The organism is Fretibacterium sp., from assembly GCF_057312375.1.
This window is the reverse complement of the sequence record NZ_DBHLDX010000023.1, coordinates 19,727-29,486: the sequence shown is the minus strand read 5'-3', so window position 1 is coordinate 29,486 and position 9,760 is coordinate 19,727. Positions and strand designations below refer to the sequence as shown.

At 67.5% G+C, this 9,760-nt stretch carries 8 protein-coding genes; 2 read left to right on the top strand and 6 right to left on the bottom strand.

Features of this window, described 5'->3' with window-relative positions; all coding sequences use genetic code 11:
• The 6 genes from ACO41U_RS05325 to alaS form a co-directional block, all read right to left on the bottom strand.
• On the bottom strand, positions 1 to 310 hold a 310-nt coding region (locus tag ACO41U_RS05325; RefSeq protein ID WP_485942191.1), incomplete at its 3' end, for a hypothetical protein.
• 110 nt (positions 311 to 420) lie between these two features.
• Positions 421 to 996 carry a rubrerythrin gene (rbr, locus tag ACO41U_RS05320; RefSeq protein ID WP_485942189.1) on the bottom strand — a complete coding sequence of 192 codons (576 nt, stop codon included), beginning with the start codon at positions 994 to 996 and terminating at the stop codon, positions 421 to 423.
• 160 nt (positions 997 to 1,156) lie between these two features.
• A complete protein-coding gene (locus ACO41U_RS05315; protein ID WP_485942187.1) occupies positions 1,157 to 1,432 on the bottom strand; it encodes a hypothetical protein in 276 nt (91 codons plus the stop codon).
• A 72-nt stretch (positions 1,433 to 1,504) separates the two neighbouring features.
• Entirely contained in the window at positions 1,505 to 3,844 is a 2,340-nt protein-coding gene (locus ACO41U_RS05310) for a hypothetical protein (protein ID WP_485942185.1), read from the bottom strand.
• Between the two features lie 90 nt (positions 3,845 to 3,934).
• Positions 3,935 to 4,402, bottom strand: a complete 468-nt coding sequence (ruvX, locus tag ACO41U_RS05305) for a Holliday junction resolvase RuvX (RefSeq protein ID WP_485942183.1) — start codon at positions 4,400 to 4,402, stop codon at positions 3,935 to 3,937.
• On the bottom strand, positions 4,399 to 7,038 hold the full coding sequence (alaS, locus tag ACO41U_RS05300; RefSeq protein ID WP_485942181.1) for an alanine--tRNA ligase: 2,640 nt from the start codon (positions 7,036 to 7,038) through the stop codon (positions 4,399 to 4,401). Before alaS ends, ruvX begins: the two co-directional genes overlap by 4 nt.
• Before the next feature lie 203 nt (positions 7,039 to 7,241).
• Here alaS and larE point away from each other — a divergent pair, with 203 nt between their 5' ends.
• Positions 7,242 to 8,141, top strand: coding sequence for an ATP-dependent sacrificial sulfur transferase LarE (larE, locus tag ACO41U_RS05295; RefSeq protein ID WP_485942179.1), 900 nt, complete (start codon positions 7,242 to 7,244; stop codon positions 8,139 to 8,141).
• On the top strand, positions 8,142 to 9,647 hold the full coding sequence (locus ACO41U_RS05290; protein ID WP_485942177.1) for a potassium/proton antiporter: 1,506 nt from the start codon (positions 8,142 to 8,144) through the stop codon (positions 9,645 to 9,647).
• Positions 9,648 to 9,760: the final 113 nt, after the last annotated feature.

Sequence of the window (9,760 nt, the reverse complement as noted above, 5' to 3'; positions counted from 1 at the left end):
CGGCCCGTGCCACGTAGACTTTGACGTAGGGCTCCATCCCCATGGCCATCGGCACGGTCCAGCCCTTCTCCCCGCGGTTCAGACCCGTCGCCGCCCACAGGATCGTCGAGAGCTTCTCCGGCGATACCTCCCCCATGGAGGCGAAGTCGGCCCCCAGGGCCGAGGCGCGGCTTCCGATGGCGTCAAAGAGACCCGGCCCGCCCGTCCTCTGCGGGGCAGGGAGCGGGACGTCGGCAGACGCCACGCCGGAGGGGAAAAGGACCGCAACAGCCAAAAGGAAGGCAAAAAATTTCTTTAAAGCTACAAACATGATTGACCTCCTCGAAATTGATCTCGTAGCGCTATTATAATCATCTTCTGAGGAGCTCCGCCTCCGCCGTTCTCTCCTTCTCCATGCGAAAATCCCGACCGACGCCTGCTTTACATTCCGGCCTGGCCGCCCTCGGCCATCTTCATGAAGTAGGCCTTCGGGTGCCCGCAGATGGGACACATCTCGGGCGCCCTCTTGCCCACCACGATGTGCCCGCAGTTGGCGCACTGCCAGATGGCGTCGCCGTCGGAGGAGAAGACCAGCCCCTTCTCGACGTCGTTCAGCAGCCTCTTGTAGCGCTCCTCGTGCGCCTTTTCGATGGCTGCGACGCCCTCGAAAAGGCGGGCGATGTCGTCGAAGCCTTCCTCCCGCGCCACCTTTGCGAAGGTGGGGTACATGTCCGTCCACTCGTCGTGCTCGCCGGCCGCGGCGGCCTTCAGGTTCTCCGCCGTACTGTCGCTGATCCCGCCGAGGATCTGGAACCACATCTTGGCGTGTGCCCTCTCGTTGTTCGCCGTCTCCTCAAAGAGGTCCGCGATCTGGTTGTAGCCCTCGGCGCGGGCTTTGGCCGCGAAGAACGTGTACTTGTTGCGCGCCTGGGACTCCCCCGCAAAGGCCGTGCACAGGTTCTCGCGGGTCCTCTTGCCCTTCAACTCTTCCGCTCTGCTCCTCAACATGTCCGCCATTTCAAAATTCCCCCCATGATAAAATAGCCCCACGCTCCGGCGGGGCCTGCGTGAGCCCTTACTGCGCTCACCTCATTATCTTACCACGGACGAATGGATTGTGGTCCTGTCCCGCCCAAAACGACGGCGCGGAGCCTCTCGCTCCGCGCCGTCTGCCGCGCTATGGATTTTGACGTCTTGCGATCTCCTCGCGCTGGAGCTGCCTCTGAATGAGGAGGCGGACGACCAGGGTGTCCGACCACTTTCGGCCCATGCTGGCCTCCACGAGGATGGAGGCGAAAGCGATGGCGAGGCATCCGAGCAGCACCGCCGCGACGATCGCGATCTGGCGGCGCAGGTTGGGCTTCCTGTACGAGCTTTGAATCTGAACGTCGCTCTTCACCTCAAGGCCCTGCGCCCGCTGCTTGTCCCGTTCCCACTTTTCCCAAAGACTCATGATGCGTCCCCCCTCGTCATATAGCGAATATGCGCGAATATGCGAACCTCCGTGCGATCAGCGGCCCACGCCTCACCGGATGCGGCGCTCCAGGAACAGTGCGCCGACGAGTGCCGACAGGATGAGGCCCAGGCCTGAGGCCGCGTTGCAGCCTCCGCCCTCCTCCTTCTCCTGGGGCTTGGGCCTGACGTCGTCCGACGAGCGCCCCGACTCCGGATTGGCCCCTGCGGCATCCACGTAAAGGCCCAGGTTCCACACGCCGTCCGCCGCCCCGTCGCCGATTAGGATGTAGGGGATGCCGTCGTCGCGGAACATTTGCAGGTAGGCCGTGTAGCCCTCCCGCGGACTCTTGGCGTCCGCCAGGAGGAGGATGAAGTCTAGGTAGAGCTCGTCGTTGTAGAGGAACGCGCTGATGCACTCCGCAGGGTCCACGCCGCGCTGGGAGATGGCGGTGAACAGGTTCGTGTCCCGCTCGTTCGTCCTGCCGGAGCGCAGCCAGACCGTGCCGAAGCGCATGAACTGCTTCAGCAGGGCCTTGCCGTCCGCCGCCGCGTCCAGGTCCTCCCAGCGGCCCACCAGCATCTGCTCCCGGCGCGGGATGCGGAGGCGCACCCGCATCGGCTGAACGGCGATGGTCGCCGGAACGTCCCTCGACACCGTCTGGACCACGTCGCCCGAAACGTCCCGCGACACGACGACGTCCATCGAAACGTCCATGGAAACCAGCCCGGCGGGGACGTCGGTCTTGATCTCGAAGGCGTTCAGGGCGCTTGAGCGGACGTAGGCGTCCGAGGCGCTGACGACGCTGCCCCCCAGGGCGGCGGGCTTGCCCATCAGCTTCTCCAGCTCATAGGTCGTCTGCTCGTCGTTCTGTATCACGTCGGCGAACTGGTCCCAGCGGAAGCCTTGTACGCGCCAGCGTCCGTTGGTCTCGGAGGCGCCTCCCGTCAGGGTCATGCCCCCGACCCGCCGGTAGCTGAGGCGCAGGTCGTGGTGCCGGGCCTCGGAGAAGGGGTAGAGGCGGAAGGACTCGCTCGTGCCGTAGGAGGCGTTCAGGGTGTTGTAACCCGTGCCGACGCGGTTCTTGTAAACCGTGACGAGCCCAGGCGCGATCTGGCTGTGGGCGTCCAGTTGGAAGTGAGCCGGCAGGCTGCCGTAGAGGTCCGGGGTCAGGTCGTACTTCCAGTGGTCGGGCCGGATGTCCCGAAAGGCGTAGCGCGCCGTCATGTCCCAGGAGCCGCCGCCCACGTCGCCGGAGCCGGTGTTGTCCCGCGGGCCTCCGATCATGTCGTAGCGCTGGAGGCGGTAGCGCGTGCCGGTGCGGTTCGTGATCCGCGTTTCCAGGTGGTAGCTGGGCAGGCCGTTGTTCAGGGAGTGGCGCATCATGTAGAGCGCGCCCAGGTTCTGGGTCATCTCGCGGTCCGCGCCCCAGCGAAACTGGATGCGCTTCTCGATGTCCCCCACGGCGACGACGGCGTCGCCGCTGAGCGTCCTGTTGAAGATCATCATGTCGAAGTAGAGCTCATTGCCTGGGTCGGAGGCCGGGCCGTCGTGGACGTTGGCCACCACCACGGGGACGTGGAGGGACTCGCGCCAGCCGACGTAGCCCGTGTCGAAGCTGGCGGACTGACGGAACGCGATGTAGCCCAACCTGCTGCCGTAGGCCTCCGGGTTCTCGGCCGTCAGGCTGACGTTTGCGGTCATGGATTCACCCGGCATGACGCGCTGAGGCCTGTTGGGCTGCACGGAGACGGTGTACCCCTCCGCGTTCAGGAGCACGTCCTCCATCACGTCGCGGGAGATGACGTCGCCGGACAGGGTGGGCGACGGGTTGATCGGGTTATGGCCGCTTCCGGACTCGCGCCACCAATGGGGGAAGTGGCGCGCGTAGTGGTTGGCCAGGGAGACCTTGAACTGCCCCCGCCCTTCGGGGAGGACCAGGGCGATGGACTCGACGGGGTCCATGCAGGCGTCGCGGTAGCGCGTGTCGGGATAGGCGGGGTAGGGCTGCGGCTCGTCGACGTAGACGGCCTCGAAGTCGTAGAGCAGGTCCGCCGAGGCGGTCAGGGGCACCTCGGGCGTCTCGCCGCCCAGGGTCCGCCGGTAGAGCAGACGCCCGTTGAGGTCCTCGTTGATGTAGCGCCACAGGTAGTTTTCGTAGCAGGTGGCGAACCACTGGGCACCGGCGACGGTGTGTCCGTCGCGCGCGCCGCTCACGTCCCGAAGCTGGTAGTTGTAGCCGTAGTCCGTGGTGTGGTCCCCGAACGTGTAGTAGCGGTCTGCGTCGTCGTAGTCGTTGAAGTCGGGGTAGTCGTGGATGGGGTCCGCCACCGCGGCCCAGGCCACACAGCCGGCAGCCAGCGCGGCGAGGAGGACGAGGGCCCCCGACACCAGGCGCACCGTCTTGCTCATCAATAAAACCTCCCGTGGAGCGTCGCTCGAGGACGCCCTGAAATTTTTTCTGAACGCGGGACCCTGCCGCCGCGCGGCGGGGCCTTGCCACTATCTTACCACCCGGCGGGACGGGGCGTCAGGGGGCGCCTGCCGCGCGAGCCAGCTCTCCAGGATCAGGACGGCGGCGATCTTGTCCACCCGCTGACGCCGACCACTGCGGGAGACGCCGCCCTCGATCATCGCCCGGTGGGCTATGACGGTGGTGAAGCGCTCGTCCCACGTGTCGAACGCCAGGTCCGGGTGGCCGGCGCGGAGGAGGTCGACGAGCTTCGCCACCCTCTCCGCCTCCGGCCCCCTCGTGCCGTCCGTGCGCGTGGGCATCCCCACCAGGACCAGCGTCGGGGCGTACTGCACGAGGCAGGCCTCGAACTTTCGCCGCCAGCCTCCGTCCCTGTCCACCACGGGCCAGACGGCCAGCCCCTGGGCGATGAGGCGCATGGGATCGCTGATGGCCGCGCCGACGCGGGCGCTGCCTACGTCCAGCGCCAGCACGCGCCCGGGCTGAGCCTCCGTCATGCCCCCAACTGCCCCTTCAGGACCTCCGCCGCGCGCTCCAGGGCCTCGTCGAGCTTTTCCCCATCCCGTCCGCCGCCCTGGGCCGTGGAGGGCCTGCCGCCGCCCTTGCCGCCCAGGACGGCCGAGGCCTCGCGCACGATGGCGCCCGCGTTGGCCCCGAGCTTCACGGCCCGGTCGTCCGCCATCACGATGAGCGTGCAGGTCCCGTTCCCGTCCACGGAGGAGAGAAGGGCCACCGACGGGTCCGGCCCCGCCTTCACCCGGTCCCCGACGTCGCGCAGGACGTCCGGCTTGACGTCCGAAAACCTGCCGATGTGCAGCACTGCGCCGCCCACGCGGCGCCGCTCCACGAACCGATCCACGTTGTCCGTCATCTCGTGGCGCGCCCGCTCCTGGGCCCGCTTCTGGAGGGCACGCAGCTCCTCCGCCAGGTCTTTAGCCTTCGCCTCCAGCCCCTCCTCGTCCGCGGAGAGGATGCCCATCAGGCGGCGGCGCAGGCCGAAGAGCACCTGCATCAGCTCCACGACCTCCATCCCCGTCACCGCCAGGATGCGTCGCGTCCCGGAGCCGATGCTCTCCTCGCGCAGGACCTTGAAGCTGCCGATGTCGCCCGTTGCCCGCACGTGCAGGCCGCCGCAGAGCTCCATGGAGAAGTCCGGCACCGTCACCACGCGCACGACGTCGCCGTACTTCTCGTCGAACAGCGCCTTCGCCCCCAGCTCCCGCGCCTCATCCAGCGTGTGCTCCGCCGTGGAGAGGGGGACGTTCCGCAGGATCTCCCCGTTGACGATGCGCTCGACCTCCTCGATCTGCCCGTCCGTCATGGGCGTGTGGTGCGTGAAGTCGAAGCGAAGGAAGCGATCCGTCACCAGGGAGCCCGCCTGGCGGACGTGACGGCCCAGCACGCGGCCCAACGCCTCGTGCAGCAGGTGCGTTCCGGTGTGGTTGCGGCGGATGGCCTGTCGGCGCGCATCGTCCGCCTCGGCCGTCACGCTGTCCCCGACGCGGACGGAGCCTTCCGTCATCCTCACGCGGTGGACGATGACCCCGCCGTGGGGCACGGTGTTCAGGACCTCCAGGGTCGTCTCCCCGTCCCGGATGGTCCCCGTGTCGCCCACCTCGCCGCCGCGCTCCGCGTAGAAGGGCGTCTCGTCCAGCACGAGCTCAAACTCCCCATTGCCCTCGACGTGGTCCCTTCGGCCCTCCTTCGTCAGGATGGCCGTCACCTTCCCCGCGCCCATGGCGGAGGCGTAGCCCGTGAAGCGCGTCGCGCCCCCCTCGTTCTCCAGCTCCGTGTAGACGTCGCCGGCGAGGGCGCTCTTCTTCTGCTTGCTGGAGGCCCTGGCCCGGTCCCGCTGCTGCTGCATGGCGGCCTTGAAGCCCGCTTCGTCCACGGCGAAGCCCTGCTCGTCCGCCATCTCCCGCGTCAGCTCCGGCGGGAAGCCGTAGGTGTCGTAGAGCGTGAAGACCACCTCCCCCGGCACCTCCCTGCGCCCCGCCGCGGACAGGCGGGCCGTCTCGGCCTCGAAGAGGTCGGTGCCCTGCTGGAGGGTCCTCTGAAAGCGCTCCTCCTCCACGGTGATGATCTGTTCGACGGTGGGACGCTGATCGATGAGCTCGCGGTAGGGGTCGCCCATCAGGTCGATCAGGATGGGCATGTACTCGCACAGGAAGGCCCCCTCGAACCCCAGGAGCCGTCCGAAGCGCACGGCCCGGCGCAGCAGCCGGCGCAGCACGTAGCCCGGGCCGTCGTTGGCGGGCAGTACGCCGTCCGCCAGCATGAAGGCCACGGACCGGACGTGGTCCGCGATGACGCGCACGGCCATGTCGTTGCGGCCGCCCTGGCCGTATTGGATGCCGGCGCGCGCACAGGTGTGCCGGATCAGCGGCGTGAAGAGGTCCGTCTCGTAGTCCGTGTCCACGCCCTGCACCAGGGAGGCCAGCCGTTCCAGCCCCATGCCGGTGTCGATGTTCTTGTGGGGCAGGTTCGGCAGGCTTCCGTCCTTCTGCCGGTCGAACTGGGTGAACACCAGGTTCCAGATCTCAAGGTAACGGTCACAGTCACAGCCCACGCCGCAGCTCGGCTTGCCGCAGCCGTAGGCCGGGCCTCGGTCGTAGTAGATCTCGGAGCAGGGGCCGCACGGCCCCGTGTCCCCCATGAACCAGTAGTTGTTGTCCTGCCCGAAGCGGAGGATGCGGTCCTCCGGCAGGCCCGCCTGGCGGTGCCACACCTCCCAGGACTCCTCGTCGTCCTGGTAGATGGTGGCGTAGAGGCGGCTGGGGTCGAGGCCGATCCGATCCGTCAGGAACTCCCAGGCCCAGGCGATGGCCTCCTTCTTGAAGTAGCTTCCCCAGGAGAAGTTCCCCAGCATCTCGAAGAAGGTGTGGTGCCGCGCGGTGCGCCCCACGTTCTCGATGTCGTTTGTGCGCACGCACTTCTGGCTGGTGGCGATGCGGGGGTACGGCGGCTGTCGGATGCCCAGGTAGTAGGGCTTCAGGGGCACCATGCCCGCGATGGTGAAGAGCAGGGAGGGGTCGTCCGGGATCAGGGAGAAGCTGGGGCAGCGGTGCGAGCCCTTCTCCTCCCAGAACTTCAGAAACATCTCTCGAAGCTCGCGTCCAGTTCGATGCTGCATTCAAAAAACCTCTTTCCTGACGTGCGGCGCCGGGCCGCTCAAAATGATTTCAACATTATATCAAGTCCGACGGCGTTTAGGGAGGCGCGGGGCGGACGAAGCCGATCGGCCTCCGCTCCACGCCTTTCGCCCTTATTCCGTGTCTTGGCGGTTGTTTTTGCGATGGCGTTTTCTTATGGTAAAGGTTACGTTTCAAACGACGAATGGAGGGAGCGGACCTGGAATCCGAGGTGGAGGAGCGGCTACGGGGAGTTCGCCGGCTTCTGGAGGCGATGGGCAACGTCGCCGTGATGCTGTCGGGCGGCGTGGACAGCGCGCTGCTGGCGGCGCTGGCCCACGAGGCGCTGGGTCGGCACGCCATGGCCGTGACGATCGAGTCCCCGCTCCTGTCCGCCGACGAGCGGGCCGACGCCGGACGGCTGGCCGCGCAGGTGGGCATCCGACACGAGGTGCTTCCAATGGACGAGCTGGAGGACGCGGGCTTCGTCGCCAACCCGCAGGACCGGTGCTACCTCTGCAAGAGGATGCGCCTCGAGGCCGTCGTCCGCTGGGCCGCGGAGCGCGGCATCCCCTGGGTGCTGGACGGCTCCAACGCGGACGACCGGGGGGACTATCGTCCGGGGATGAAGGCGCTTGCAGAGTTCAGCTCCGTGCGGAGCCCCCTGTTGGAGGCGGGGATGACGAAGGCGGAGGTCCGCGCCGCATCGAGGGCGATGGGGCTCTTCACGTGGAACAAGCCCGCGCGCGCCTGTCTGGCCTCCCGAATCCCCTACGGGGAGCCGGTGACGGCGGAGGCGCTGAGGCGCGTGGAGGCCGCGGAGCGCTTCCTGGCGGGCATCCTGCCCCCCACGGCGCAGTTTCGCGTGCGGGCTCACGGCGACCTGGCGCGCGTCGAGGCGGAGTGCGAGGACCTTCCCCGCGTCCTGGCGCGGCGGGAGGCCGTGACGGAGGCCCTGAGGGCGGCCGGGTTCCGCTACGTGACGCTGGACCTCGCGGGCTATCGCATGGGGAGCCTGAACGAGGCGTTGGACCAGGGCACGGCGAAGGACGTTCAGGCCCCTGCCGAAACGGCGGGAGCGGTTGGGACGAAAGGAGTGTTTTGATTGCTGGAGTACGTGGACCCCTTCCTCGTGGCGGGGCTTCTCTTCTTCCTGAGCCTCGTTGCGGGCACGCTCTCGGAGCGCATCAAGATGCCGGGGCTCATCCTGTTCCTGGCCATCGGCATGCTGGCGGGGGAGAACGGGCCGGGGGGGCTGCAGTTTGACGACGCGGTGACGACGAACTCCATCGGCACCTTCGCCCTGGCCTTCATCCTGTTCTCCGGCGGATTCGACACGCAGTGGGACGACGTGCGCCCCATCGTGCGGCAGGGCCTGGTGCTCTCGACGCTCGGCGTGTTCCTGACGGCGCTCTTCATGGCCCTGCCCCTGGCCTGCCTGCCCCGCTTCTCCTTCAAGGACGCCTTCCTGCTGGGGGCGATCATCTCCTCGACGGACGCGGCCGCGGTGTTCTCCATCCTGAGGACCCAGAAGGTCGGGGTGAAGGGGAAGCTCAAGCCGCTTTTGGAGTTTGAGTCCGGCAGCAACGACCCCATGGCTGTGTTCCTCACCATCACCGCTCTGAAGTGGCTGAGCAGCGACAGCGTCCCCGTCGCCCAACTGGCCGCGAACTTCGTGGTTCAGATGGTGGCGGGCGGCGCCGTGGGCTGGATGATGGGCCGTCTGTCCTGCGCGATGATCGAGCGGCTGCGGGTGGAGAACGAGGCCCTCTATCCCGTGTGGGGCATCAGCATCGTGCTCTTCACCTTCGGCCTGGCCAACAGCGTGAACGGCAACGGCTACCTGGCCGTCTACGTCTGCGGCATCGTGATGGGGGGACAGGACTTCCTCTACAAGTACAGCCTGCAGCGCTTCCACGAGGGCTTCGCCTGGCTGATGCAGATCGTGATGTTCCTGGTGCTGGGGCTCCTGGTCAACCCCGTGGAGCTGATCAACCGGTCCGTCATCGGGCTGGGGCTCCTGGTGTCGGCCTTCCTGATGTTCGCCGCCCGGCCGGCAGCGGTGTTCCTGTGCTCCGCCTTCAGCGACAGCAGCTTTCGGGAGAAGCTCTTCGTCAGCTGGACGGGCCTGAGGGGGGCCGTGCCCATCATCCTGGCCACGTACCCCCTGACGGAGGGGCACCCCCAGGCGCGCTTCATGTTCAACCTGATCTTCTTCGTCGTGCTGACCTCCGTCATCTTGCAGGGCAAGACCCTGGCCACGGTCGCCCGGTGGCTGGGGCTGGACGCGACGGTCCGGGTCGCCCCCTCCTATCCCCTCTCCTTCGACCGAACCCCCGGCAGCGGCAGCGACGAAACGCGGGAGGTGGACATCCTGCCGGGAGCGGCGGTCATCGGCAGCACGGTGAGCGAGCTGAAGTTCCCGGAGGGCGTGACGATCCTCCTGATCAACCGCGGCTCCCGCTTCCTCATCCCCAAGGGCGGCACGCAGCTCGAGGCGGGGGACACGCTCCTGATCTTCGGCGAGCGGGCCCGGCTGTCCTCGGTGGAGCAGGCCCTGACCGAGAGGGGCGACGCCCCCCAGGACCTCCACTCGGACTCCTTCGAGTGAGCCATTCGCGGCCGTCCGGCCCGTTTTTCGCCCGTGGACTTCAGGGGTGGATGCGGTATACTTCTGAGGTCTGGCCGGCGGCGGGCCGCCGCTTTTTGGCGCTGAAATTTTAG